21 protein-coding genes are annotated in these 24989 nt (G+C 68.4%); 10 read left to right on the top strand and 11 right to left on the bottom strand.

Annotated features, from left to right (window positions below):
* Window positions 1-207: 207 nt before the first annotated feature.
* Together dnaN and dnaA are read right to left on the bottom strand one after the other, a co-directional pair.
* Window positions 208-1338 (bottom strand): DNA polymerase III subunit beta, encoded by a 1131-nt coding sequence (dnaN, locus tag ACGFW6_RS11695; RefSeq protein ID WP_030967521.1) that lies wholly within the window; start codon window positions 1336-1338, stop codon window positions 208-210.
* Window positions 1339-2218: 880 nt separating this feature from the next.
* Window positions 2219-4150, bottom strand: coding sequence for a chromosomal replication initiator protein DnaA (dnaA, locus tag ACGFW6_RS11690; RefSeq protein ID WP_393507194.1), 1932 nt, complete (start codon window positions 4148-4150; stop codon window positions 2219-2221).
* 381 nt (window positions 4151-4531) lie between these two features.
* Between dnaA and rpmH the strand changes: the two genes are divergently transcribed.
* The 9 genes from rpmH to ACGFW6_RS11645 all read left to right on the top strand — a co-directional run bounded on the left by rpmH (window position 4532) and on the right by ACGFW6_RS11645 (window position 11465).
* Window positions 4532-4669 carry a 50S ribosomal protein L34 gene (gene rpmH / locus ACGFW6_RS11685; RefSeq protein ID WP_005482975.1) on the top strand — a complete coding sequence of 46 codons (138 nt, stop codon included), beginning with the start codon at window positions 4532-4534 and terminating at the stop codon, window positions 4667-4669.
* 21 nt (window positions 4670-4690) lie between these two features.
* Window positions 4691-5062 carry a ribonuclease P protein component gene (rnpA, locus tag ACGFW6_RS11680; protein WP_392855800.1) on the top strand — a complete coding sequence of 124 codons (372 nt, stop codon included), beginning with the start codon at window positions 4691-4693 and terminating at the stop codon, window positions 5060-5062.
* Window positions 5059-5412, top strand: coding sequence for a membrane protein insertion efficiency factor YidD (gene yidD, locus ACGFW6_RS11675; protein WP_030947151.1), 354 nt, complete (start codon window positions 5059-5061; stop codon window positions 5410-5412). Before rnpA ends, yidD begins: the two co-directional genes overlap by 4 nt.
* A 3-nt stretch (window positions 5413-5415) precedes the next feature.
* Window positions 5416-6693, top strand: a complete 1278-nt coding sequence (gene yidC / locus ACGFW6_RS11670) for a membrane protein insertase YidC (protein WP_393507192.1) — start codon at window positions 5416-5418, stop codon at window positions 6691-6693.
* A gap of 15 nt (window positions 6694-6708) precedes the next feature.
* Window positions 6709-7221 (top strand): protein jag, encoded by a 513-nt coding sequence (locus ACGFW6_RS11665; protein ID WP_393507190.1) that lies wholly within the window; start codon window positions 6709-6711, stop codon window positions 7219-7221.
* Between the two features lie 126 nt (window positions 7222-7347).
* Entirely contained in the window at window positions 7348-8064 is a 717-nt protein-coding gene (gene rsmG, locus ACGFW6_RS11660; RefSeq protein ID WP_393507188.1) for a 16S rRNA (guanine(527)-N(7))-methyltransferase RsmG, read from the top strand.
* A gap of 295 nt (window positions 8065-8359) precedes the next feature.
* Complete coding sequence (locus tag ACGFW6_RS11655; protein WP_393507821.1) at window positions 8360-9433, top strand: ParA family protein; 1074 nt, start codon at window positions 8360-8362, stop codon at window positions 9431-9433.
* Window positions 9430-10530: a ParB/RepB/Spo0J family partition protein gene (locus ACGFW6_RS11650; protein WP_393507186.1), complete on the top strand. Its 1101-nt coding sequence runs from the start codon at window positions 9430-9432 to the stop codon at window positions 10528-10530. Before ACGFW6_RS11655 ends, ACGFW6_RS11650 begins: the two co-directional genes overlap by 4 nt.
* 317 nt (window positions 10531-10847) lie before the next feature.
* Window positions 10848-11465, top strand: a complete 618-nt coding sequence (locus tag ACGFW6_RS11645) for a GNAT family N-acetyltransferase (protein ID WP_393507185.1) — start codon at window positions 10848-10850, stop codon at window positions 11463-11465.
* Between the two features lie 52 nt (window positions 11466-11517).
* Here the strand turns inward: ACGFW6_RS11645 and trxA are convergent, their stop codons facing one another.
* The 7 genes from trxA to ACGFW6_RS11610 all read right to left on the bottom strand — a co-directional run bounded on the left by trxA (window position 11518) and on the right by ACGFW6_RS11610 (window position 21241).
* Entirely contained in the window at window positions 11518-11850 is a 333-nt protein-coding gene (trxA, locus tag ACGFW6_RS11640) for a thioredoxin (protein ID WP_380849767.1), read from the bottom strand.
* A gap of 42 nt (window positions 11851-11892) precedes the next feature.
* A complete protein-coding gene (gene trxB / locus ACGFW6_RS11635; protein ID WP_393507182.1) occupies window positions 11893-12861 on the bottom strand; it encodes a thioredoxin-disulfide reductase in 969 nt (322 codons plus the stop codon).
* Between the two features lie 170 nt (window positions 12862-13031).
* The gene (locus tag ACGFW6_RS11630; protein ID WP_393507181.1) at window positions 13032-13979 is read right to left on the bottom strand and encodes an anti-sigma factor family protein; all 948 of its coding nucleotides are present in this window, start codon (window positions 13977-13979) and stop codon (window positions 13032-13034) included.
* On the bottom strand, window positions 13976-14713 hold the full coding sequence (sigM, locus tag ACGFW6_RS11625) for an RNA polymerase sigma factor SigM (RefSeq protein ID WP_393507179.1): 738 nt from the start codon (window positions 14711-14713) through the stop codon (window positions 13976-13978). The genes ACGFW6_RS11630 and sigM overlap by 4 nt, the downstream gene beginning before the upstream one ends.
* 17 nt (window positions 14714-14730) lie before the next feature.
* Window positions 14731-16425 carry a protein kinase family protein gene (locus ACGFW6_RS11620; protein WP_393507177.1) on the bottom strand — a complete coding sequence of 565 codons (1695 nt, stop codon included), beginning with the start codon at window positions 16423-16425 and terminating at the stop codon, window positions 14731-14733.
* A gap of 136 nt (window positions 16426-16561) precedes the next feature.
* On the bottom strand, window positions 16562-18787 hold the full coding sequence (gene murJ / locus ACGFW6_RS11615) for a murein biosynthesis integral membrane protein MurJ (protein WP_393507175.1): 2226 nt from the start codon (window positions 18785-18787) through the stop codon (window positions 16562-16564).
* 45 nt (window positions 18788-18832) lie between these two features.
* Window positions 18833-21241 carry a DUF6049 family protein gene (locus tag ACGFW6_RS11610; protein ID WP_393507173.1) on the bottom strand — a complete coding sequence of 803 codons (2409 nt, stop codon included), beginning with the start codon at window positions 21239-21241 and terminating at the stop codon, window positions 18833-18835.
* Window positions 21242-21517: 276 nt separating this feature from the next.
* Here ACGFW6_RS11610 and ACGFW6_RS11605 point away from each other — a divergent pair, with 276 nt between their 5' ends.
* The gene (locus ACGFW6_RS11605) at window positions 21518-22960 is read left to right on the top strand and encodes a CCA tRNA nucleotidyltransferase (RefSeq protein WP_393507171.1); all 1443 of its coding nucleotides are present in this window, start codon (window positions 21518-21520) and stop codon (window positions 22958-22960) included.
* Window positions 22961-23066: 106 nt separating this feature from the next.
* On the opposite strand, the gene ACGFW6_RS11600 is transcribed toward ACGFW6_RS11605, so the two are convergent.
* Complete coding sequence (locus ACGFW6_RS11600; protein ID WP_393507169.1) at window positions 23067-23561, bottom strand: hypothetical protein; 495 nt, start codon at window positions 23559-23561, stop codon at window positions 23067-23069.
* Window positions 23562-23672: 111 nt separating this feature from the next.
* Complete coding sequence (locus tag ACGFW6_RS11595) at window positions 23673-24950, bottom strand: MFS transporter (protein ID WP_393507167.1); 1278 nt, start codon at window positions 24948-24950, stop codon at window positions 23673-23675.
* Window positions 24951-24989: the final 39 nt, after the last annotated feature.

The raw sequence follows: 24989 nt of genomic DNA, 5'->3' as shown, positions 1-24989 counted from the left end.
CCGGACGCACGCGCACATCCGTGGGCATACGCGCTCATTCGTACGCCCTCACCTGCGGCTTCTCCGCGGGGCCACCGGAACGGGGCCGGACGATCCACAGACTCGGCCGGACTGTGGAGCCGGACTGTGGAGAAGATCCGCGCAAGCGCCGGGTGGACGAGCCGACGGCCGGGAAATCCACGGATTCCCCGGCCGCTGTGGACAACGTCAGCCGCTCAGGCGCACCGGCATGATCAGGTACTTGTAGGCCTCGTCCGCCTCGGCGTCCAGCGCCGGCTTGCCGCTGAGCAGCGCCGGCTTGGTGGACGTCGTGAACGACAGCTGGGCCACCGGGGAGTCGATGGCGCTCAGGCCGTCCAGCAGGAACGTCGGGTTGAAGGCGATCGAGATGTCGTCGCCCTCCAGCTGGGCGTCGACCCTTTCCACAGCCTGTGCGTCGTCGCTGGAGCCCGCCTCCAGGATCAGCACGCCCTGCTCGAAGCTGAGCCGCACCGGGGTGTTGCGCTCGGCGACCAGGGCCACACGCTTGACGGCCTCCACGAAGGGGGCGGTCTCGATCACGGCGACGGAGTTGAACTCCGTCGGGAACAGGGTGCGGTACTTCGGGAGGTCGCCCTCCAGCAGCCGCGTCGTCGTCCGGCGGCCCGCGCCCTCGAAACCGATCAGGCCCTCGCCCGCGCCGGAGCCCGAGAGCGCCAGGGTGACGCTGTCGCCGCTGGTCAGCGCCTTGGCGGTGTCCAGGAGCGTCTTGGCGGGGACCAGGGCGACCGCGGAGGCCTCCGGGTTCTCCGGCTTCCACAGGAACTCGCGGACCGCGAAGCGGTAGCGGTCGGTGGAGGCCAGCGTCACCGTGTCGCCCTCGATCTCGATGCGCACACCGGTCAGGACGGGCAGCGTGTCGTCACGGCCGGCGGCGATGGCGACCTGGGAGGCGGCGGAGGCGAAGACCTCGCCGGGGACGGTGCCCGTGGCGGTCGGCATCTGCGGCAGGGCCGGGTACTCCTCCACAGGCAGGGTGTGGAGTGTGAATCGCGACGAGCCGCAGACCACGGTCGCCCGTACACCGTCTGTGGAAATCTCCACCGGCCGGTTGGGGAGAGCGCGGCAGATGTCGGCGAGCAGCCGGCCGGAGACGAGGACGGTGCCCTCCTCCTCGACCTCGGCCTCGACGCTGACGCGAGCGGAGACCTCGTAGTCGAAGCTCGACAGGCTCAGCTGGCCGTCGTCCGCCTTCAGCAGGAGGCCGGCGAGGACAGGCGCCGGCGGACGGGCCGGGAGGCTGCGTGCCGCCCAGGCCACGGCCTCCGCGAGTACGTCGCGTTCCACCCGGATCTTCACTGTTGCCGCCTCCTGCTGTTGCCGGCGCTTCTCGGCCTGCCTGGCTTCGTCGTCTGTCTCGGTGTCGTCGGCCCCAGTGAGGGGAAGGACACCGGGAACAGTCTGACGCACCCCACTGACAGTAGGTGCCTCTCGGGGTCAAGTCGTGACGAGGGGCAGCCGGGAGCCGGACAGCGAGTTGTGCACAGGACCCTCTTCGAAACCAATTCCCAGCTCTCTCTAGTTGGGAGTAGTAGTAGGGCCTGTGGATACCGTGGATAACCACGTTTTCCCAGCTCAGAGCAGAGATTTTGTCCACGGGCCCTGTGGGCGACGGCAGTGGACAACCGGGTGTTTCTGTGGAGAACGGAAAGTTCTGCACACCCCATGCACAGCCTGAGGCGACTTCTCCCCAGTGCCGTCCCCAGGTTTACCCACCTTTCCCACAGGCCAACCCGGCACCTTTGTGTGACGCCTTTCACTCGACCCGGTGACGAGGCGCGTCGCGTTGCCGAACAGTGGACAGCGGTGTGGAGAAGCTGGGGATCACTGGGGACAACTGGCCCCAGCCTGTGGGTTGTCGGTGGACAACTTCGTGCACAGCCTGTGGATCCTCTCGTTGTCCACAGTCTGTGGAGATCGTTCGTCCACGAATCCACATGCAGTTGACCTGGTCTGATCGTCTTTCAACAGGGGCCGCTGTGGACACAGTCTGGACAACTTCCCAGTCCCCAGGGTGTGGACGCCAGAAAGTCACCGAATCTGTGGAGAGTGGCCGTAACCCGGCAGCTATTCGAACAGCTGGAGTCGGCGGCATGACGAAGGGCGCCCCGGGATCTCGTCCCGAAGCGCCCTCAGTGACGTACGAACAGGCCTCGCGGCCCGGTGCCGGCGGGCTCCGTCAGCCGTTCTTGATGCGGTTGGTGAGCTCGGTGACCTGGTTGTAGATGGAGCGCCGCTCGGCCATCAGATTGCGGATCTTGCGGTCCGCGTGCATCACCGTGGTGTGGTCGCGGCCGCCGAACAGCGCGCCGATCTTCGGCAGCGACAGGTCCGTCAGCTCGCGGCACAGGTACATGGCGATCTGCCGGGCCGTGACCAGCTGGCGGCCGCGCGAGCTGCCGCACAGGTCCTCGACCGTGAGACCGAAGTAGTCGGCGGTCGCGCTCATGATGGCCGTGGAGGTGATCTCCGGCGTGGCGTCGTCGCCGCCGGGGATCAGGTCCTTGAGGACGATCTCCGTCAGGCCCAGGTCCACCGGCTGCCGGTTGAGCGAGGCGAACGCCGTCACCCGGATCAGCGCGCCCTCCAGCTCGCGGATGTTGCGCGAGATGCGGGAGGCGATGAACTCCAGTACCTCCGGCGGGGCGTTGAGCTGCTCCTGGACCGCCTTCTTGCGCAGGATCGCGATACGCGTCTCCAGCTCGGGCGGCTGCACGTCGGTGATCAGACCCCACTCGAAACGGTTCCGCAGCCGGTCCTCCAGGGTGACCAGCTGCTTGGGCGGCCGGTCGCTGGAGAGCACGATCTGCTTGTTGGCGTTGTGGAGCGTGTTGAAGGTGTGGAAGAACTCCTCCTGCGTCGACTCCTTGTCCGCCAGGAACTGGATGTCGTCGACGAGCAGGATGTCCATCTCCCGGTACCGCTTGCGGAAGCTGTCGCCCTTGCCGTCGCGGATGGAGTTGATGAACTCGTTCGTGAACTCCTCCGAGCTCACGTACCGCACGCGCGTGCCCGGGTAGAGGCTGCGCGCGTAGTGCCCGATCGCGTGCAGCAGGTGGGTCTTGCCGAGGCCCGACTCCCCATAGATGAACAGGGGGTTGTAGGCCTTCGCGGGCGCCTCGGCGACGGCGACCGCGGCCGCGTGCGCGAAGCGGTTGGAGGCGCCGATGACGAACGTGTCGAAGAGGTACTTCGGGTTCAGCCGCGCGGTCGGCTCGCCGGGGCCCGGCGCGGGCGCCGGCTGCGCGGCCAGCGGGCCGGGGGCGCCAGTGGCCGGCAGACCGGGGCCGACGGGGCCGCCGCGGTGCACATGACCGGAGCCGACGGGCGGCTCGGGCAGCTCACGGCGGGCGTCACGGTCGTAGTCCCCGCGGTCGTAGTCACCGCGCGGCTTGTCGTAGTCGGGCCGCTTCTGCTCGTACTCGGAGCGGTGCTTGTCGTAGTCGGAGCGGTGCTGCTCGTACTCCGAGCGGTGCCCGTCGTACGACGGCCGGTCCATCGGCTGCGGGCGGTAGTCCTGCGAGGGCCCGCCGTAGGAGTCCTGCTGGTAGTGGTCCTGCGAAGGCGAGGCGTACGGGTCCCGCTCGGGGAAGCCGAGCCGCTGTTGCTGCCAGCTGTACTCGTCCTGCGTCGGCCGCGGCCAGCTGCCGGGGGCGTGCTCGGGGCGCTGGTACTCGCCCGGGTAGGCCGGGCGGGCCGTGGGCAGCTGGTCGGAGGGGCCGGACATCTGGTCGTCGGCGCGGTGGCGGCCGTAGCTCTCGTACGACGGGAGCTCGGGCTCCTCGTAGCGGGGCTGCGGCGGGGGCTGGGGCACCGGCGGGGCCGGGGGCTCGCCGGCGGAGTCGTCGACGGTGATCGCGATGCGGATCGGCCGGCCGCACTCGCGGCTCAGGGTGTCGCTGACGATCGGGGCCAGACGGCCCTCCAGTACGCCCTTCGCAAATTCGTTCGGTACGGCGAGCAGGGCGGTGTCCGCTACGAGCGCGAGGGGCTGGCAGCGCCGGATCCAGTGCTCGTCCTTGCCCTCCACGCCCTGCCCGCGGCCCTCGCCGAGAAGTTGCTCCAGAACTCGTGGCCACACTGCGGCAAGATCGGCAGGTACGTCAGCCACAGGGCACGCTCTCTCACGGGTCCCACGAACGTGTGATTGTGGGACGGGTCGGGATTCAAAGGGGTGGAGCCAGAATCAAGGGGACAAGGGAACGAATCGGAGTCCAGCCACGGTAGTCAGGGCGGCGGGTGCGGTTCAAGTTGTTCCCCAGCCTGTGGATAGTGTCTCTCAGCGACCTCTGGTTTGACCGGATGGCGTAGCCGCGCGTACCGTAACCAGGTCGAGTTGTCGATGGCTGCTGCCGCCTGCCTCCGATGGGCACAGATCACGTCAGGTGATCGGGAAGCGGTGCACTCGGGCGTAACTGCGAGCTACTCGTGGGCGCACGGTGACAGCCAGGACGGCACCCGCCAAACACCGATTTATCTCTGGAGCCCCCGAGTGAGCAAGCGCACCTTCCAGCCGAACAACCGTCGTCGCGCGAAGACCCACGGCTTCCGCCTGCGGATGCGTACCCGTGCGGGCCGCGCGATTCTCGCGAACCGCCGTAGCAAGGGTCGCGCCAGCCTGTCCGCCTGATCCTGATCAGGTCATGACGCCGTGCTGCCCACCGAGAACCGGCTGAGGCGGCGCGAGGACTTCGCGACCGCGGTACGACGGGGTCGCCGGGCAGGCCGCCCGACACTCGTCGTCCACTTTCGTAGCGGTGCCACGGACCCGCACGCGCCTGGGGAGAGCGCTCCCCCGACGCGTGCGGGTTTCGTCGTGAGCAAGGCTGTGGGTGGCGCGGTCGTACGGAACAAGGTGAAGCGCAGGCTTCGCCATCTGATGCGCGACAGAGTCGACCAGCTGCCCCCCGGTAGCCTGGTAGTCGTACGAGCGTTGCCCGGTTCGGGTGATGCCGACCATGCACAGCTGGCCCGAGACCTGGATGCCGCTCTGCAGCGGCTGCTGGGAGGGGGCGCGCGATGAAGTACCCACTGCTGGCTCTGATCAAGCTGTACCAGTGGACGATCAGTCCGCTGCTCGGACCGGTGTGCAAGTACTACCCGTCGTGCTCCCACTACGGGTACACGGCCATCGACCGGCACGGTGCGATCAAGGGCACGGCGCTCACCGCCTGGCGCATCCTGCGGTGCAACCCGTGGTCACTGGGTGGTGTGGACCATGTCCCGCCGCGCAAGCGCCCGCGCTGGCACGAGATGGTGCGCAACGCGTGGCGCGCACGGAAGGGCGGGCCCTCCGCCGCCGAGACGGCCATCGAAGGTGATGTTCCTTCGAGCCCGGCCGCAGAGACCCCGTCCCATGTCCAAGGAGCATGATTAGTGGACACGATTGCCAGCCTCTTCAGCTTCATCACGACACCCGTTTCCTGGGTCATCGTCCAGTTCCACTCGGTGTACGGCGCCATCTTCGGCCCTGACACCGGATGGGCCTGGGGCCTGTCCATCGTGTCCCTGGTGATTCTGATCCGTATCTGCCTGATCCCGCTCTTCGTGAAGCAGATCAAGGCGACCCGGGCCATGCAGACGCTGCAGCCCGAGATGAAGAAGATCCAGGAGCGCTACAAGAACGACAAACAGCGCCAGTCCGAAGAGATGATGAAGCTGTACAAGGAGACGGGTACCAACCCGCTCTCCTCGTGCCTTCCCATCCTGGCGCAGTCGCCGTTCTTCTTCGCCCTGTACCACGTGCTCAACAGCATCGCGAACAACGACACCATCGGTGTCATCAACCAGAGCCTGCTGGAGAGCGCGCAGAAGGCGCACATCTTCGGGGCCCCGCTGGCCGCGAAGTTCACCGACAGCTCTGCTGACGTCACCGCGCTGGACGCCTCGCTGACGACCGTCCGCATCGTCACCGCGGTCATGATCGTCCTGATGTCGGCGTCGCAGTTCTACACGCAGCGCCAGCTGATGACGAAGAACGTCGACACCACGGTGAAGACGCCGTTCATGCAGCAGCAGAAGATGCTGATGTACGTCTTCCCGGTCATGTTCGCCGTCTTCGGCATCAACTTCCCGGTCGGTGTCCTCGTCTACTGGCTGACCACCAACGTGTGGACCATGGGCCAGCAGATGTACGTCATCCACAACAACCCGACCCCGGGTTCCAAGGCTCAGGCCGCCTACCTGGAGCGTCTGACCAAGCACGTCACGAACCACGGCAAGACCCGCCGCCGGGGCGAGCGCGCCATCATCAAGGCCATCGTCGCCAAGGGCCGCGACCGCAACGAGTTCGAGCGCAAGTTCATCAACGGCCTGTCCAAGGCCGGCCTCGCGGCGCAGGCCGACGGCACCGTGATGAAGAGCGATGCCGCCGTCGCCACCGTGGCCGAGGACGGTACGCCGACCACCGCCACGTCCAAGCGGCAGCAGCCGAAGCGGCAGAGCAAGTCGCAGCGCCAGTCCGGCCATCCGAAGCAGGCAGGTGAGCCGACCTCGCTCGAGAAGGCCGAGCCCGAGGACGCCAAGCCCGACACCGCCAAGCCCGATGCCGCCAAGAAGGCCGCGTCCAAGCCCGGCAGTGGCGGCCGCAGCAAGGCCCAGTCCGGGCAGCGCAAGGGCGGTCCGCAGCGCCCCAAGTCCCCGTCCAAGAAGTAAGAAGGAGCCCATCCCGTGACGGAAGGCACCACCTCCGCCGCTGCCGAGGGTGTAGACACCCTGACCCGCCTGGAGCAGGAGGGCGAGATCGCGGCGGACTACCTCGAAGGTCTGCTCGACATCGCCGATCTCGACGGCGACATCGACATGGACGTCGAGGCCGACCGCGCCGCTGTCTCGATCATCAGCGACGCGGGCGGCCGAGACCTGCAGAAGCTGGTCGGGCGTGAGGGCGAGGTGCTGGAGGCGCTTCAGGAGCTCACGCGGCTGGCCGTGCACCGGGAGACCGGGGACCGCAGCCGGCTGATGCTGGACATCGCGGGCTACCGGGCCCAGAAGCGCGCGGAGCTCTCCGAACTGGGCGCCAAGGCCGCCGCCGAGGTCAAGAGCACCGGCGAGCCGGTGAAGATGAAGCCGATGACGCCGTTCGAGCGCAAGGTCGTGCACGATGCGGTGAAGTCGGCGGGCCTGCGGAGCGAGTCCGAGGGCGAGGAGCCGCAGCGGTTCGTCGTCGTCCTTCCCGCCTGATCGGTCCCCACGTTTCGTCCGGCCCCGTCTGTGCGCAGGCGGGGCCGAACTTTGTCAGCCTGTTAGTTCTGGTGGTTCTGGTGGTCGGCGCCCGGGTGCCGGCGCGGTACGGAAGGACGGTCCCCCGTGACGGAGGCTGCGGAGCTTCCCCCTGTGCCCGAACAGGCACGTGAGGTGTTCGGCGATCGCTACGCAGACGCGGTCCGCTACGCCGAGCTGCTCGCCGAGGCGGGTGTGCAGCGCGGCCTGATCGGCCCGCGAGAGGTACCCCGCCTGTGGGAGCGCCATCTGCTGAACTGCGCGGTGCTTTCGGAGGTCGTTCCCGAGGGTGTGACGGTGTGCGACGTCGGCTCGGGGGCCGGCCTGCCCGGCATCCCTCTGGCCCTGGTCCGCGAGGACCTGAAGATCACTCTCCTGGAACCTCTGCTGCGGCGTACGAACTTCCTGACGGAGGTCGTGGAGCTGCTCGGGCTCGACCATGTGACCGTCGTGCGTGGCCGCGCCGAGGAGGTCATGGGGCAGCTCCCGCCGGTGCATGTCGTGACCGCCCGTGCCGTCGCTCCACTGGACCGCCTGGCCACCTGGGGCATCCCGCTGCTGCGCCCCTACGGCGAGATGCTGGCGCTCAAGGGCGACACCGCTGAGGAAGAGCTGAAGAGCGCGGCGACCGCGCTGAGCAAGCTGGGTGCGGTGGAGACCTCGATCCTCCATGTGGGCGAAGGCGTGGTGGATCCGATGTCCACGGTCGTGCGCGTCGAGGTCGGGGAGAGCCCGGGCGGTGTGCGCTTCGCAGCGAAGCGGGCGAAGGCCGCCAGGACGGGACGGGCCCGTCGACGACGCTGATCCGTCCTGACGACGAGACGTACTCCACACAAGCTGGCAAACCTACCCATGCCGGAGTGTCGCGACAGTTCGGCCTCGGCTGCTGTGCATCGTGTTTCACGTGAAACGTCGCTCACTGCTGCACGGCATCATCAGCCGCGGCCGCGCTGCCGAACCGCGTGACCGAAAGCCCCTCGGTTCCCTCAGAGAGGGTGCTTCCGACGACTCTCCGTCCCCCTGGAGGGGCACGGAGGTTTCCACAGAGGTGGATTTCTCCACAGAACAACAGGCCTCACTGGTTCACGACCCCGAAGGCATGGGAGGCTCTGTTCATAGCGAGCCTGAAGTCGAGGAGAGTGAATCCTTGCGGTCCGACGCCAACATCGCGGGACCGATGACCGATCCGGTCCCCGGTCCCCGTACCGAGTCGATGGGGGACGATGTTTCACGTGAAACACCGCCCCCGATGGACGACACTCCCATCGGTCGTGCTGCCCAACTGGCGGTGGAGGCTCTCGGCCGCGCCGGCGAGGGCCTGCCACGGCCCGAGCAGACCCGTGTCATGGTGGTCGCCAACCAGAAGGGGGGCGTGGGTAAGACGACGACAACCGTCAACCTTGCCGCGTCGCTCGCCCTGCACGGCGGCCGGGTACTGGTCATCGACCTCGACCCGCAGGGCAACGCGTCCACTGCCCTGGGGATCGACCATCACGCCGAAGTTCCTTCGATCTACGACGTGCTGGTCGAGAGTAAGCCGCTGGCCGAAGTCGTACAGCCGGTCCCCGATGTCGAGGGTCTCTTCTGTGCCCCCGCCACGATCGATCTCGCCGGTGCGGAGATCGAGCTGGTGTCCCTGGTGGCACGTGAGAGCCGTCTCGAGCGGGCCATCCAGGCCTACGAGCAGCCGCTGGACTACGTCCTCATCGACTGCCCGCCCTCGCTCGGCCTGCTGACGGTCAACGCGCTGGTGGCCGGGCAGGAGGTTCTGATCCCGATTCAGTGCGAGTACTACGCGCTGGAGGGGCTGGGACAGCTGCTGCGCAACGTCGACCTCGTGCGGGGGCACCTCAACCCTGCCCTGCATGTCTCGACGATCCTGCTCACCATGTACGACGGGCGGACGCGGCTCGCTTCTCAGGTCGCGGACGAGGTACGCAACCACTTCGGCGATGAGGTGCTGCGGACGAGCATTCCCCGCTCGGTCCGTATCTCGGAGGCGCCGAGCTATGGGCAGACGGTGCTGACTTACGATCCAGGATCGAGCGGTGCCTTGTCCTATCTTGAGGCCGCACGAGAAATCGCGCTGAAGGGCGTCGGTGTCAGCTACGACCCGACGAACGGCCACTTCGGTGCCCAGAGCAACCCGAGCATGGTGGAGGGTATCCAGTGAGCGAGCGACGGAGGGGTTTGGGTCGTGGACTCGGCGCACTGATCCCCGCGGCACCGACGGAGAAGACGGTGCCCCCGCCTGCGGTAGGGGGAGCTGTTTCCGTCTCCCCGGCCGCGATGCCGGTGCTGACCGACCGTGGCGTGGCCGCGGCCAAGGTGGCTACGCTGCCGCCTGTTTCACATGAAACCGAGGAGCCGTTCGCGAGCGACGCCGTGGAGACGCCCAGCGCTCCCATGGGTGCTCACTTCGCGGAGATCCCTCTCGACGAGATCACGCCGAACCCGCGTCAGCCCCGTGAGATCTTCGACGAGGACGCGCTCCAGGAGCTCGTCACCTCCATCCAGGAGGTCGGTCTCCTGCAGCCGATCGTCGTGCGGCAGATCGCTCCCTCGCGCTACGAACTCATCATGGGTGAGCGTCGCTGGCGGGCATGCCGTGAGGCCGGCCTCGAAGCGATCCCGGCGATCGTGCGGGCCACGGACGACGAGAAGCTGCTCCTGGACGCGTTGCTGGAGAACCTGCACCGCGCCCAGCTGAACCCGATCGAAGAGGCGGCTGCCTACGATCAGCTGCTGAAGGACTTCAACTGCACGCATGACCAGTTGGCCGACCGTATCGGCCGTTCGCGGCCGCAGGTCTCCAACACGCTGCGTCTGCTGAGGCTCTCGCCCAAGGTTCAGAACCGGGTGGCGGCCGGGGTGCTGTCCGCCGGTCATGCCCGGGCGCTCCTCTCCGTCGAAGACCCGGAGGAGCAGGAGCGGCTGGCCTACCGGGTGGTGGCTGAGGGTCTCTCCGTACGGTCCGTCGAAGAGATCGTGACCCTGATGGGCTCGCGGCCGCAGAAGACCACGCGCTCCAGGGGACCCCGGGCTGGCTCCGTTCCTTCGCCGGCCCTGTCCGACCTCGCGACCCGGCTCTCGGATCGCTTCGAGACGCGCGTGAAGGTCGAACTCGGTCAGAAGAAGGGCAAGATCACCGTCGAGTTCGCCTCTCCGGACGACCTCGAGCGGATCCTCAGCACGCTTGCTCCGGGCGAGAAGCTCGCCTTGCAGAAGAGCCTGCTGGCCGAGGAGGGCGACGAGGAGATCGAGGACTGAGGCTCGACCGTCGGTCGCCTCTCCGACTCGTTCATGCGGGCCGTGTCCGGTGTGTACCGGAACACGGCCCGCACTTTGCTTTCTGGCGGTATCGATGGAATCGCATCGTGGATACGATGCGATCGGGTATGGCGCATCCACCTGGCAGACCTCTTAGGGGAGGCGGGGTCCATGCGAACGGTGAGCCGCACCGGACTGGTGAGCGCGGGTCTTGGGTTGGGCGCGGTCGGCGGATTCGTCGGCAGCCTGCTCAGGGAACGAAGCGCCCTGACAGCCGCTCGCGATGCCGCGGGCGAAGGAAGCGAGGATCAGCCTTCATGGGGCGTCGGCTCGTACCGCTCACGCTGGACAACCTTCCGGACCTTCCCAAGCGCTGCCGCTCGTGTGTCTTCTGGGAATTGGACCCGGTCAGCGGTGAGGCAGCGGTAAAGGCCGGTACTTCCGCGCTCGAGAAGGAAGCCTGGATCTCCGCCGTCCTGTTGGACTGGGGTTCCTGCGGGCGAGTCGTCTACGTCGACGAAGTGCCCGTCGGCTTCGTGCTGTACGCGCCCCCGGCCTACGTCCCTCGCGCGACCGCGTTTCCCACGAGCCCTGTCTCGCCGGACGCGGTGCAGTTGATGACGGCCTTCATCATGCCGGGCTATCAGGGGCAGGGGCTGGGCCGAGTGATGGTCCAGACGGTCGCCAAGGATTTGTTGCGACGGGGCTTCAAAGCGATCGAGGCCTTCGGAGACGCTCGGTGGAAAGAGCCGGCGTGTGTGCTGCCCGCGGATCATCTTCTGGCCGTGGGCTTCAAGACGGTCCGTCCGCATCCCACCTCCCCGCGTCTGCGGCTGGAGCTGCGGACGACCCTGTCCTGGAAGGAAGACGTGGAGATGGCGATCGACCGGCTTCTGGGCGCCGTACAGAAGGAACCGGTGCTGCGGCCTCTCTAAAGCGAATGGGCCAACCCAAAGGGGTTGGCCCATTCGTGTTTCACGTGAAACATCACTCGGCGATGAAGTCCTCGAGGTCGCGGAGGATCGCGGCCTTCGGCTTCGCGCCGACGATCGTCTTGGCGACCTCACCGTTGTGGTAGACGTTCAGCGTCGGGATGGACATGACGCCGTACTTGGCGGCCGTACCCGGGTTCTCGTCGATGTTGAGCTTGACGATCTCGATCTTGTCGCCGTGCTCGGCGGCGATCGCCTCGAGGGACGGCGCAATCTGACGGCACGGACCGCACCAGGCGGCCCAGAAGTCCACCAGGACGGGCTTGTCGCTCTTGAGGACGTCCTGGTCGAAGGAGTCGTCGGTCACGTTCTTCAGGGTGCCGGCCACGGCGGGCTCCTTAACTGATCGGTGCGTGGGGAGGATGGGGGGTCAGACGGAGGTCTTCTCGGGCTCGGCCTTCTCCTCGTCCGCCAGGGCGGCGAGGAAGCGCTCGGCGTCGAGGGCGGCGGAACAGCCGGTGCCGGCCGCGGTGATGGCCTGGCGGTAGGTGTGGTCGACCACATCGCCGGCGCCGAAGACGCCGGCGAGGTTGGTGCGGGTCGAGGGGGCACTGACCTTGAGGTAGCCCTCCTCGTCCAGCTCCAGCTGACCCTTGAACAGCTCGGTGCGCGGGTCGTGGCCGATGGCGATGAACAGGCCGGTGACCGCCAGGTCCGAGAGCTCGCCGGTCTTGATGTTGCGCAGCTTCAGGCCGGAGAGCTTCTGCTCGCCCTGGACCTCGGCAACCTCGCTGTCCCAGACGAACTTGATCTTCGGGTCCGCGAAGGCACGCTCCTGCATCGCCTTGGAGGCGCGCAGGGTGTCCCGGCGGTGGACGATCGTCACGGACTTGGCGAAGCGCGAGAGGAAGGTCGCCTCCTCCATCGCGGTGTCGCCGCCGCCGATCACGGCGATGTCCTGGTCCTTGAAGAAGAAGCCGTCACAGGTGGCACACCACGAGACGCCACGACCGGAGAGCGCGTCCTCGTTCGGCAGGCCGAGCTTGCGGTGCTGCGAGCCGGTCGCGACGATGACGGCCTTCGCACGGTGGACCGTGCCCGCGGTGTCGGTGACGGTCTTGATCTCACCGCTCAGGTCGACGTTGACGATGTCGTCCGGGACGAGCTCGGCTCCGAAGCGCTCGGCCTGGGAGCGCATGTTGTCCATGAGCTCGGGGCCCATGATGCCGTCCTGGAAACCCGGGAAGTTCTCCACGTCGGTCGTGTTCATGAGCGCACCGCCAGCGGTGACTGCGCCCTCGAACACCAGCGGCTTCAGCGACGCGCGCGCGGTGTAGAGCGCCGCCGTGTAGCCGGCGGGCCCGGAGCCGATGATGATCACGTTTCGGACGTCGCTCACGGCTTGATTCCTCGTCTCTGGAATACGTCGTCGGACCGGTGGGAGCCCCTTTCAGAACTCTCACCCCACCCAACGGATCCTAAGGGGCGCGCATTCCCGCTGTGTCCGGGCACACGGTGCGGCCTCACCGTAGGGGTTGCCACGCCTGGCGAAGACGAACCGTCGAACTCTCAGGGACGTGCGTAGGACTCCGTCAGGAGAACCTTGGCACTGGTGGTTGACGGGTGTGTCACACAGGTCGCGTCGACGAGATAGGCAGTGACCTTGCCGGCATCCGAGGCATCGGTGAGGACGACGAGGAGAACGTCCTTGCCCTGGAACTTGCCCTCCTGAGCGGCGAGCGCCGCGTCATCGCGGCCGATGCCCTTCTGAACGCATTCGGGCACGGTGATCTCGCGCAGGATCTTCGGGCTCTCGGTGTCGGGCCCGCCTTTCATGCCCAGGCTCTTCTCCGGAGGCTGGGGCTGGCCGACGCTGCTCTCGCTCTTGGCCAGGAGATCGTCGACCTGGTGCTCCAGCTTCGCCGCGGAGAAGGTGTCGCCTGCGGTCTGCCCACCGTCGGCCGAAGGGCCGGATCCTCCACCACCCATCAGTGAGGTCAGGAGTACCGAGCCGAGGCCCAGGGCAGCGGCCGTGAACGCTGCGCTCAGGACGGCGACCTTGCGGCGCCCCATCCTCTTGCGGCGCTTCCGGCCGGGGCCGGTGCTGGAGGAGCGGGCGTGGCCTGCCGGACGGTCCGCCGCTGTCGATGTTTCACGTGAAACACGTGTGCCGTCGTCCTCAGTGGACCTGGCGCCGTCGACAGCGGAGACCGCGTCGGCACCGCCGGAAAGGGTGGGCGCGTCGGCCTCGTGGGGTGCCGTGGCGTTGAGCAGAGCCTCCGCGGCGAGCGCGGCGTCGATGCGCTCCGCGACATCCGAGGGCATCCGGGCCGGCCCGGGCAGAGTGCCGAGCAGTCCCCGGATCTCCTCCAGCGAGGTGTGGACGTCCGCACACAGCTCGCACTCGTCCAGATGCCGGCGTACCTCGGCAGTCCTGGACGGGGGGAGGAGGCCCTCGGTGAGGTCGGAGATCTCGGCGACGTCCGGGTGCCCGGCCGTGTCTGTCGTGGATGTCACGCTCGCCCACCTCCGCCCTTCACTGCGGCTGAATCACTCGGCCCTGAATCGCGCGGATCCGTGTCCTGTGGCCTCCTGGCATCCGGACCCGCTGCCGGTGGGACGGATGTCCCCTGCGTCCGGTTCCGCCTCTCGCCGGGATCCTTGCCACCGGCGCCTTCCGGTCGCAGATGGGTGAGGAGAGGCAGGAGTCTGGCTCTGCCCCGTGCGCACCGGCTCTTGACCGTGCCCGTCGGGACGTCGAGAACCTGGGCGGCCTCGGCGACGGGGTAGCCCTGCATGTCCACCAGGACGAGGGCCGCCCGCTGGTCGGGCGGGAGTGTGCCGAGCGCTTCCAGCAGCTGGCGGTGCAGATCGTTGCGCTCCGCGGGCGCCGAGGCTGACTCGTGCGGCTCCAGGAGCTGCTCCAGGCGCTCGGTGTCGTCGACCGGGGAGGTCTTCCGGGAGGCCGCCTTGCGGGCGCGGTCCAGACAGGCATTCACCGTGATGCGGTGCAGCCACGTTGTGACGGCCGACTGGCCCCTGAAGGTGTGGGCGGCCCGGTAGGCCGAGACGAGGGCGTCCTGGACGGCGTCAGCGGCCTCCTCGCGGTCGCCCAGCGTCCGCAGCGCCACGGCCCAGAGACGGTCGCGGTGACGCCGTACGATCTCGCCGAAGGCGTCGGGGTCGCCCTCTACGTGCAGGGCGAGGAGGTCCTGATCGCTTGTGTCGCCGTATGCGTTGCCATCCGCCATCGGACCCCCTCCCTCTCTCAGCTGCTCACCTTGACATCCAAGACCCTGCCACGGAACTGGCCGTCGTCGACCTGCTTCGGCAGATTGGTCAGCCAGACCAGAAGGTAGCGGGACTTGAGGGAGTCGCCGGGCTTGAGCGTCACGGTGGTGCCGGAGCCCGAGGCCACCTTGGGGTAGCTGTCGAAGGACGTCGGCGCCGAGCCGGTGTCGCCCGAGGCGGCACGGAGTTCGACGGACGTGTCGCCCATGAAGCTGATGGTGACCTTGCCGACCGACTGGACCTTGCCGAGATCCAGGATGACTCCGACGCCCGACTTCAACCGACCGAAGTCGGCGCTGGTGTAGTAGCTCGTCTGCCAGTACGTGCCTGAGGCGGAGTCGTAGATCTTGTCTATGTCCCTCGGGTTCTCCGAGCCGTCCGAGCCGAACGGGTCGTAGTCCTGGACGCCCTCGATGGCGATCGGCTTGCTGGCGGGCTTCGCCGGGCCCTTGTCGTTGTCGTCCGTCGTCTGAGTCTGGTTGTTGTCCTCGGACTTGCCGCCCTGGTCCATGAGCGCGTCCGCGAGCTGCCAGCTGCCGAGGCCCAGCGCTGCGATGAGGAGGGCCGAGACGGCCCACTTCAGCGCCTTGCCCGTGCGGCTCTGCAGCGGGGGCGGCGGGGTCGGCACCTGCTGGGTGACCCCGGGACGCGTCTGACGGCCGTACGTGCCCTGCTGGTACGTCGTGCGCTGATAGTCCGGCGGTGCCGTGAACGAGGGCTCCGGTGGGCGGATGCGGGGCATCTCGCCGATCGCCTTCACCAGTTCCTCCGGCGTGGTGCACGCGGACTCGTGGCGGGAGGCGGTCGCGCCGTCGTTGGCCAGCGCGCGCATCGCGAGTTCGGACAGCCCGCGGTGGACACCGGCACGCACCTGGTCGGGCGCGATCAGACCGACGTCCTTGGGCAGCCCGGACAGACCGTAGGCGTCGCTCTCGTAGGGCCAGCGCTGGGTGAGCGCGGCGTACAGCAGCGCTCCGATGGCCTCCGTGTCGGTGCGCTGAGGGGTGTCGGAGCTGATGCCCCGCAGCGCGGCGTTCACGGCCAGGCCGCGGATGCGCCACTGCCCGGTCGACGTACGCAGCACCGCGTTCGGGTTGAGCCGCAGATGGGCGAGACCCTCGCGGTGGGCCGCGGCCATCGCCGCGGACACCTGGGTGACCATCTGGTAGGCGTCGTACACCTCGAGCGGGCCGGAGGCGAGAAGGGTCGTCAGTTCCGTGGCGTCGGGGAGCCATTCGTGGACGACGTAGACGAGGTCGTTCTCGTCCACGGCATCGAGCACCTGGACGAAGCGCGGGTCACCGAGCAACGCGGAGGAGCGGGCCGCGGCCAGCACGGAACGCGCCCGTACGTGATCCGCCGGCAGGATGTGCACGCCGACGGCGCGACGGAGTTTCTCGTCGACCGCGCGCCAACTGCTGAAACCGTCCAGACGGGTGACGCACTCCTCGAGGCGATAGCGTCTGGCGAGTTTGTGGCCGCTGTGCAGTTCGGGCGGTGAGGCCTTCCCGGGACCCTCGGTCCCGCCACTCCCCTGTGCCTCGTCGATGTCCGTGACCCGCTCCCGATTCTTGGCCACCCCGTCGGCCGTGGACTGGTCCGCCTGAGCGGTCAGCGGCTCGTCGCCGCTGTTGTCTGCCACGTCGACGGCAGCCGTGCTCCGTTCCGCCACCGTCGTTCCTGCCTCCCCATCCATTGCGCGCCGTTGGACCCCGAGCGCGCCGTCCGACGCCGAAACCAATTGTGCCCACAGTCCGCCGCTATGCACGACACGCGATGGCGGACGATGGTTGTGCGCGTACCCCGGTTCAGCGACCCAGACGCCCGCGAACCATGCCGACCAATGAGTTGAGCTCGTCGATGCGCATCCTGCGCGCGGCGACGAAGAAGACTCCGAGCAGTACCGCTCCACCGGCCAGCAGAGCGGCGAGGGAACCCAGCGCGCCCTGGCCGAGCGTCCGGCTGACTCCGTAGCAGGCGGCGCCGCTCAGCATCGCCGCGGGCACCGAGGCGATGCAGAGCCTCGTGTATGTCCGCATCACCCGGGTGCCGTCGAGGTCGCCGCCGAGCCGCTTGCGCAGCCGGCTCCAGGCGACACCGACGCCGATCGCGTAGGCCAGGCCGTACGAGGCGGCCATGCCGACCACGGCCCAGCGGGCCGGCAGCACGAGGAAGCAGAGCACCGACGCGCCCGCGTTGCACGCGGCCACGATGACCGTGTTGTAGAAGGGGGTGCGGGTGTCCTCGTAGGCGTAGAAGGCGCGCAGCACGACGTACTGGACCGAGTAGGGGATCAGGCCGAGACCGAAGGCCATCAGCATGTAGCCCATGTTGGTGGCTTCGCTCGTGCCCGAGGAGCCGAACATCAGCGTGCACATCGGGATGCCGAGCGCCACGAAACCGAAGGCGAGCGGCACGATCGCCACGGCTGTCGTACGCAGGCCCTGGGAGATGTCGTCGCGTACGGCGCCCGGGTCGTCCTCCGCGGCCGAACGCGAGATGCGCGGCAGCAGAGCGGCCATCAGGGACACGGTGATGATGGCCTGCGGCAGGCCCCAGATCAGCTGGGCGTTGGCGTAGGCGGCGAAGCCGGTGCCGTCTTCGTCGGAGGCGATTCCGGCGGCCGTGGACAGCTGGGTGACCACGAGCGCGCCCGCCTGGTTGGCGAGGACGAACAGGATGGTCCACTTGGCGAGCATGGCGGCCTTGCCGAGGCCGTGGCCGCGCCAGTCGAAGCGCAGCCGCAGCCGGAAGCCGGTCTCGCGCAGATACGGGATCATCGCCAGGGCCTGGACGATCAGACCGAGCAGGACACCGATGCCGAGGAGCCGCTGGCCCTCCGGCGGGATGCTCGTGACCGACATGCCGGAGTGCTCGGCGGTGCCGTACACCCACAGGAACATGCCGAGCGTCACGATGATGACGATGTTGTTCAGGACCGGGGTCCACATCATCGCGCCGAAGCGGCCGCGCGCGTTGAGGATCTGGCCCATCACCACGTGGACGCCCATGAAGAAGATCGAGGGCAGGAAGTAACGGGTGAAGGTGACCGCGACGTCGTTGGCGGCGGGGTCGTTGGCGACCTTGGTGGACAGCGCGCTGACGAGCAGCGGGGCGGCGTACATCGCGAGCGCGGTGAGGGCGGCGAGCGCCACCATCACCAGCGTCAGCAGACGGTTCGCGTAGGCCTCGCCGCCGTCCTCGTCGTCCTTCATGGCGCGCACGAGCTGCGGCACGAAGACGGAGTTGAGGCCGCCGCCGACGGTCAGGATGTAGATCATCGTCGGCAGCTGGTAGGCGACCTGGAAGGAGTCGCCGAGCAGGCCGAGGCCCAGGGCCGAGACGATCAGCATGGACCGGACGAAGCCGGTGAGCCGGGAGACCATCGTGCCGGCGGCCATGACGGCACTCGACTTCAGCAGCCCGCCGGCCCGGCCGCCCTTCTTCCCGGTGGGGGCGGGAGCGGGGGCGGGCGCGGCGGTCTCGGCGCCCGCGGGGGGCGTAGGGCCGGCGGCGGGCGCGGGAGAAGGTGCCGGGACCGTGGGCGGCGCCTGGTACTGCGGGTGGCCGCCCTGCTGCTGGTCGCGGAAGAGGTGAGCGAAGGCGTCGTGCTCCTGCTGTTCCCCGGCGGAGTGCGAGACGAGGTCGTCGACGCCCACGTACTGGGTCGTACGGGGGTCGTCACCGTACGGCAGGTACTGGGTCGGGCCCTCCGGCTCGGGTGCCGGGGTCTGGGCCCACACGTGCGGGTCGGGGGCGTACGGCGACTGGGGCGGCTGGGAGTAGAGGGGCTGCTGCGGCTGGTACGTGCCCGGCGGGGGCGGCGGGTGCGCGGCACGGTCGTACAGCGCCTCGGCGACCGGGTCCTGGGCGGAGAGCTCCTGGCCCCGGTAGGGGTCCTGGTCGTAGGCGTCCTGGAGGTACATGTCCGCGGGGTGCTGCGGCGGCACCTGGCCGGGCTCGGGCGGCGGGCCCTCGGGGTGCCCCGAGCTGCCCGCAGCCTGGCCGCGGTCACCGTCGTACGGCGCGTTCATGGCTACCCCACCTCATCGTCCCGGGCCCACCGGCCACGACATCGCTCAACGGTCCACTCTCTCACCCGTGCCGGACGGGTCGGCGCTTTCCGCTGCGGTGTCCGGGGTCGGGTCACTCGGCTGCATCGGGGCGTCTTCCCCGTCACCGGTGCCGGACTCCTCCTTGAGAACGTCCTCTGGTGTGAGACGGTCCGCGGGGTCTTCCGGGTTCTCCGGATCGTCGTCGTCCGTGTCCGTCTCCTGGGAGCCGCCCTCCTCCGCGTCCCGGGCCGCTGCGCGCTTGCGCTGCGTGTACATCCGGAACCCGGCGAGGACCAGCAACAGGAAGCCGCCGCCGATGACCAGCATCACGGTGGCCGTGAACTCGGTGACCTTCACATCGAAGGTGACGGGCAGACCGTACGCCTGGCCGTCCTCCGTGTACAGCTGGGCGATCACCCTGGCCTGGCCGTTGGCCTGGGCGGAGGTGGTGAACTTCACCGTCTGGCTGTGTCCGCCGGAGACCGAGACGGGCTGCTCGTCGTAGGTGTCGCCGCCGATCTCCAGTCGCCTCGGGCTCGTGGAGGTGAGCCGCAGCACCAGGTGCTCCACGCCCTGCACCAGGTTGTTCTGCACGGTGACGGGGATCGTGGCGCTGCGCCCCGAGAGCTTGATCTCGGACTTCTCGATCAGGGTGACCTGACCGGCCAGGGAGTTGATGTACGCCTCGACGCCGTTGCGGAAGTCGGCCGCCTCCGCGGAGCGGCCGCGCCACGACGTGGACATCTCGCGGTTCATGGCCCGGCCGAAGGGGGTGACCACGCGGGACGGGTCGCTGAGGATGACCTTGAAGTTGTCGAGCTTGTTCTGCGTGGTCGCGATCTGCTCGAAGGCCGAGCGCGGCAGCTCCTGCTTGCGCAGCGTGGAAGGGTACCTGGAAGTCGGCGGGATCTTCGTGGTGGCGCCGGAGTCCGGCTTGGCCGTGGCCGCGGCCGTGAGCTCCTGGGACTCCGACCAGGAGCCGCCCTGGAGCGCGGTCACCGCCGCGGCCATCGCCTGAGCCTGGCTTGCCGTGGGCATCCGCTGCGGGGCGAAGACGATGTTGCGCTGCCTGTCCGACTGGAGGTTCAGCGTCAGGCTCTGGGCGAGGAACCTCTGGACCGCCAGCGTCGAGCTCGACGCTCTGGTCAGGTTGCCCTGGAACGCCGTCGACATCCGTGCGTCCGCGACCACCGCGGTGGTGCCGCCGCCGATGGGACGGGCCGCCGACGGCGTGTAGGGCAGGCCGCCCGTTTCGACCAGGCTGTCGCTGCGGGCGATCACCTTGTCCGCGCCGGCGGAGGTCGCGACCTTGACGATGGACGGGTCGACGGCGCCGTTCACAGGCCAGGCGAAGTCGGTGGTCGGTTCCACATGGAGCACCGACGCGACGGTTTCGGCGGCGACGTCGGTGGCCTCCTTGAGGTGACTCAGGGAACCGGTGACGTTCGTGCCGTTGTGCGCCAGGGAGGCCAGGTCCGGGTCGGCGAAGGGCAGGGCGACGACCTCCTTGTCCTGCACCGCCTCCTGGAGGTCGGACAGCCACTGGTTGGCGACGCCCTGGTGGGTGCCCGCCGTGGTCGTGTCGCTCTCGCCCTGGACGCGGTAGCTCTCCGTCATCGCGTCCACCGAGGCCAGCAGGTCGGGGTCGATCACCCAGGTGACGTCGAGTGCCTTGCCGAGCGCCACCAGCTGCTGGAGGCGCCCGCCGGGGGCGATCTCCTTCGCGAGGTCGTCGTCGTGGAAAACCGGCGTCTGGGACTCGTCGGACCCGGTCTGCGCCGTCATGTGGGACGTGGAGATGAGCGGCCACAGAACCGTCGTCCGCGTCTTCGTGTCGGCCCCGTCCGGCTGCCACGGCAGGAAGGTCCGCTCGATGCCCAGCACGTGGTTCCAGGGCTGCGCCGACGTCTCACCGGACAGGGAGACGGCGAACGGGTAGACCCCGTCGCCGCCGAGATCGAGCTTGTCGACCGGCACAGAGATGCTGAAGCTCTGGGAGACCCCCGGGGTGAGCTTCGCGAACTCCTTGACGTACTTCCCGCCCACCGGGGACCCGTCGAGCCCCTCCTGGTAGTCGGTACGTCCGGCGACCGCGTCGATGGCCGAGCGGGTGTTCAGGGCGCCCCCGAGACGCAGGTCCACCTGCGCACCGGTGACGGTCTGCTTGCCCTCGTTGGTCACCGTGCCGGACACGGTGATCGTGTCGTCCTCGCCGGGCACGGTCGGAGTGAGCGAGTCCACAGCGACGGAGACGGCGTTCGAGTCGGAAGCGGCCTTGAGGGAGTCCTGGGCGGCGGCCTGTGAGGGCGCCGCGGCAGGCAGCTGAAGCAGGCCGGCCAGCAGGGGTGCCCCGGCGAACAATGCTCCGGTGCGCCGCAACCAGCGGCGGGCAGGTGAGGGACTCATCCCCTGGAAGTCTGCCGCCTCGGCCACGCGCTCGCCCGTCCCTCGTCGTCGTCAGTGGTCGTCGGAATGTGCGTCCACGCATGGTAACGATGCGCGCTGAGGGGAAGTGCCGCGGACTGCCCCACAAGATCGGCCCGAGGCGTCGGCCTGTCCCGTATGTGCATGTATAGAGGGAGGGCCGTCACCAAGTCGTAAAGGTCGTGACGGCTGTCATAGGGCGTGGTGGGGGAAGCGTCTGTGCGGGCCGTGTGCCCGTTTAATGGAGGCGCTCAGGCATGCCGGGGCCACGTACCCTCTTCTGTTGTGCCGAACGCCAACGAAGACAAGTCCAGTGTCCTGAGTCAGGTGCAGCATCGCGCGGTGAGTGAACTGCTGCGGGTCGCGCCTGTCGCCGACGACCTCGCCCGCCGTTTCAAGGAGGCCGGGTTCTCACTCGCCCTGGTCGGCGGATCGGTCCGGGACGCGCTCCTCGGTCGGCTCGGCAACGATCTGGACTTCACGACCGACGCCCGTCCCCAGGACGTGCTGAAGATCGTGCGCCCCTGGGCGGACGCGGTGTGGGAGGTCGGGATCGCCTTCGGCACGGTCGGCGCCCAGAAGGACGGCTACCAGATCGAGGTGACGACCTACCGCTCGGAGGCGTACGACCGAACTTCGCGCAAGCCGGAGGTGTCGTACGGCGACTCGATCGAGGAAGACCTCGTCCGGCGTGATTTCACGGTCAACGCGATGGCGGTCGCTCTGCCGGAGAAGGAGTTCGTCGACCCGCACGGCGGGCTGGAGGACCTCGCCGCGCGCGTGCTGCGGACGCCGGGTACGCCGGAGGCGTCCTTCTCCGACGACCCGCTGCGCATGATGCGTGCGGCGCGCTTCGCGGCCCAGCTCGACTTCGAAGTGGCCCCCGAGGTCGTGACGGCCATGGAGGAGATGGCCGAGCGGATCGAGATCGTTTCGGCGGAGCGGGTGCGCGACGAGCTGAACAAGCTGATCCTCTCGGACCACCCGCGCAAGGGCCTGACGCTGCTCGTGGACACCGGGCTCGCCGACCACGTGCTGCCCGAGCTGCCGGCGCTGCGCCTCGAGAGCGACGAGCATCACCGGCACAAGGACGTCTACGAGCACACGCTGATCGTCCTGGAGCAGGCGATGGCGCTGGAGGAGAACGGTCCCGATCTGGTGCTCCGCCTGTCCGCCCTGCTGCACGACATCGGCAAGCCGCGTACGCGTCGCTTCGAGAGCGACGGCCGGGTCTCGTTCCACCACCACGAGGTGGTCGGCGCGAAGATGACCAAGAAGCGCATGACGGCGCTCAAGTACTCCAACGAGCTGGTGAAGGACGTCTCACGTCTGGTCGAACTCCACCTGCGTTTCCACGGCTACGGCACCGGCGAATGGACGGACTCCGCCGTCCGCCGCTACGTCCGCGACGCCGGTCCTCTTCTGGACCGCCTGCACAAGCTGACGCGCTCGGACTGCACGACGCGCAACAAGCGCAAGGCGGCGATGCTGTCACGTGCCTACGACGGCCTGGAGGAGCGGATCGCTCAGCTCCAGGAGCAGGAGGAACTCGACTCCATCCGTCCCGACCTCGACGGCAACCAGATCATGGAGATCCTCGGCGTGGGTCCGGGGCCGGTGATCGGCAGCGCGTACAAGCACATGCTGGAGCTTCGACTGGAGCATGGGCCGATGGGTCATGACGATGCGGTGGCGGCGCTCAAGGAGTGGTGGGCCGCGCAGGGCTGAGCTTCGAGGAGTGGGGCATGTTTCACGTGAAACGTGTCCCGCCGGGAAACGCCGAGGGGCGATGTTTCACGTGAAACATCGCCCCTCAGTGTGTGGAGAGCTCAGATCAGACGTCCGAGAGGCACAGCACGAAGTTGTCGCCGTCGCCGGTCTGGGCGTAGAAGCTCGTGGCGCCGCTGACCTTGCGGCACTCCGTCTCGGCGGTGAATGAGGTGTAGGTGCCGTCGACCTTCTTGAGGACCTTGGCCTCCGCCTCCGAAGAAGAGCAGTCCACGACCTCCATCTCATCGCTCGAGGATGACGAGGAGGCGGACTTCAGGCAGTCGCCGACCTTCGCCTGGTCCGCGTCGTCCAGGCTGGCTATGTAGCCGACGACGATCGCAGTCACGACACCCACGCCGACGAGGACGTTCTTGATCGTCTTGAAGCTGACCTTGCGGCCCGGCTGCTGCGGCGGGACCGGTGCGTACGGCGCCCCCTGCTGCGGGAACCCCGGCTGGCCCGGCTGCTGCGGGTACGGGGCCTGGCCCTGCGGCGGCTGGCCCTGGGCGTACGGGTTCTGGCCCTGGGCGAATGGATTGCCCTGCGGCGGCGTTGTCACTTGGGGTCCCCCCTAGAACATGGGTGCGTGATCGCGAACAATGGCGCGATGTAAGACGGACGTAAGTTACCGGGCCCCACTGACAACTCAGTACTCGGGAGTGGCTCTGTGTCATTGATGTGACACAGCCCGATTCTCAAAGCGGGCCATAGCCACAGCAACTGCCGCGTAGATGACGGCGACCGTGACCACCAGGGGGGCTGAACGGCCGTCCGGCGGCAGTATCAGGGCGGCTACTCCGGCCGCTCCGACGAAGGCGACGTTGAACAGCACGTCGTAGACCGAAAAGGTCCGGCCACGGAAGCCGTCCTCGACCGAGGACTGCACGATCGTGTCCGTCGCGATCTTCGCGCCCTGTGTGGTCAGGCCCAGCACGAACGCCGCGACCAGCATGGGAGTTGCGGCGAAGGGCAGTCCGAGGGCGGCCACGAGGATGCCGGCGGTGCCCGCGCACACGGCGATCCACCGGCCGGGGCCGAGCCGCGCCGTGGCCCAGGGAGTCACCAGGGCGGCCGCGAAGAAGCCGGCACCGGAGATGGCCAACGCCAGCCCCAGCAGGGCGAGTCCGTCATCGGCGTCGGAGGAGAAGGCGTACCGGCACAGCATCAGCACCATGACGAGCAGGGCGCCGTAGCAGAAGCGCATCAGCGTCATCGAGAACAACGCCCAGGCGGCCTCTCGGCGGGGCGGAGCGGAGAGGTGGCGTACGCCTGCCGTCAGGTCACGTGCGGTGCCGGAGAGAGCCGTCGCGAGCCGCGGTTGCACCAACTCCTGGTCGGGCCCCAGCAGTTCCGGCGCCATGCGCTGTGCGGCCAGGCCCGCACACAGATACAGGGCGGCTCCCAGAAGCACCACGGCGGCATCGGAGTCCCAGACCACCAGCCGTACGACGAAGGCCAGGCCGGCTCCGGCGGTCGCGGCAAGCGTGCCGGCCGTTGGGGAAAGGGAGTTGGCGATGACGAGCCGCTCTTCGTCGACCACGCGTGGCAGCGCGGCGGACAGGCCCGACAGGACGAAGCGGTTGACGGCGGTGACGCACAGGGCGGAGACGTAGAACAGCCAGTCAGGGACTTCGGTGACGATCAGCGCGGCGGTCGCCGAGGCCAGCAGGGTGCGCAACAGGCTGCCGTACAGCAGGACCTGGCGGCGGCGCCAGCGGTCGAGGAGGACGCCGGAGAAGGGGCCCACCAGGGAGTACGGCAGAAGCAGCACCGCCATGGCCGAGGCGATCGCGGTGGCCGAGGTCTGTTTCTCCGGGGAGAAGACGACGTAGGTGGCGAGCGCCGTCTGGTAGACGCCGTCGGCGCCCTGGGAGAGCAGGCGTACGACGAGCAGGCGCCGGAAGTCCCGGAAACGCAGCAGGACCCGCAGGTCGCGTACGACGGACATGGGGCACAGCCTCACATACGGGAGGGTCCCCGGGCGGTA

Origin of the sequence: Streptomyces sp. Y7 (assembly GCF_043195415.1) — a bacterium.
Lineage (GTDB): Bacteria > Actinomycetota > Actinomycetes > Streptomycetales > Streptomycetaceae > Streptomyces.
The sequence above is the reverse complement of the archived record's forward strand: the minus strand, read 5'-3'. Positions and strand labels throughout refer to the sequence as shown.

Bases quoted from the DNA above. Each gene is read 5' to 3' on its own strand.
- ACGFW6_RS11645 (WP_393507185.1), top strand. From the start codon at position 10,848: ATGGGGCGTCGGCTCGTACCGCTCACGCTGGACAACCTTCCGGACCTT.
- yidD (WP_030947151.1), top strand. From the start codon at position 5,059: ATGAAGTACCCACTGCTGGCTCTGATCAAGCTGTACCAGTGGACGATC.
- ACGFW6_RS11595 (WP_393507167.1), bottom strand. From the start codon at position 24,950: ATGTCCGTCGTACGCGACCTGCGGGTCCTGCTGCGTTTCCGGGACTTC.
- sigM (WP_393507179.1), bottom strand. From the start codon at position 14,713: ATGGCGGATGGCAACGCATACGGCGACACAAGCGATCAGGACCTCCTC.
- ACGFW6_RS11655 (WP_393507821.1), top strand. From the start codon at position 8,360: ATGGGAGGCTCTGTTCATAGCGAGCCTGAAGTCGAGGAGAGTGAATCC.
- murJ (WP_393507175.1), bottom strand. From the start codon at position 18,787: ATGAACGCGCCGTACGACGGTGACCGCGGCCAGGCTGCGGGCAGCTCG.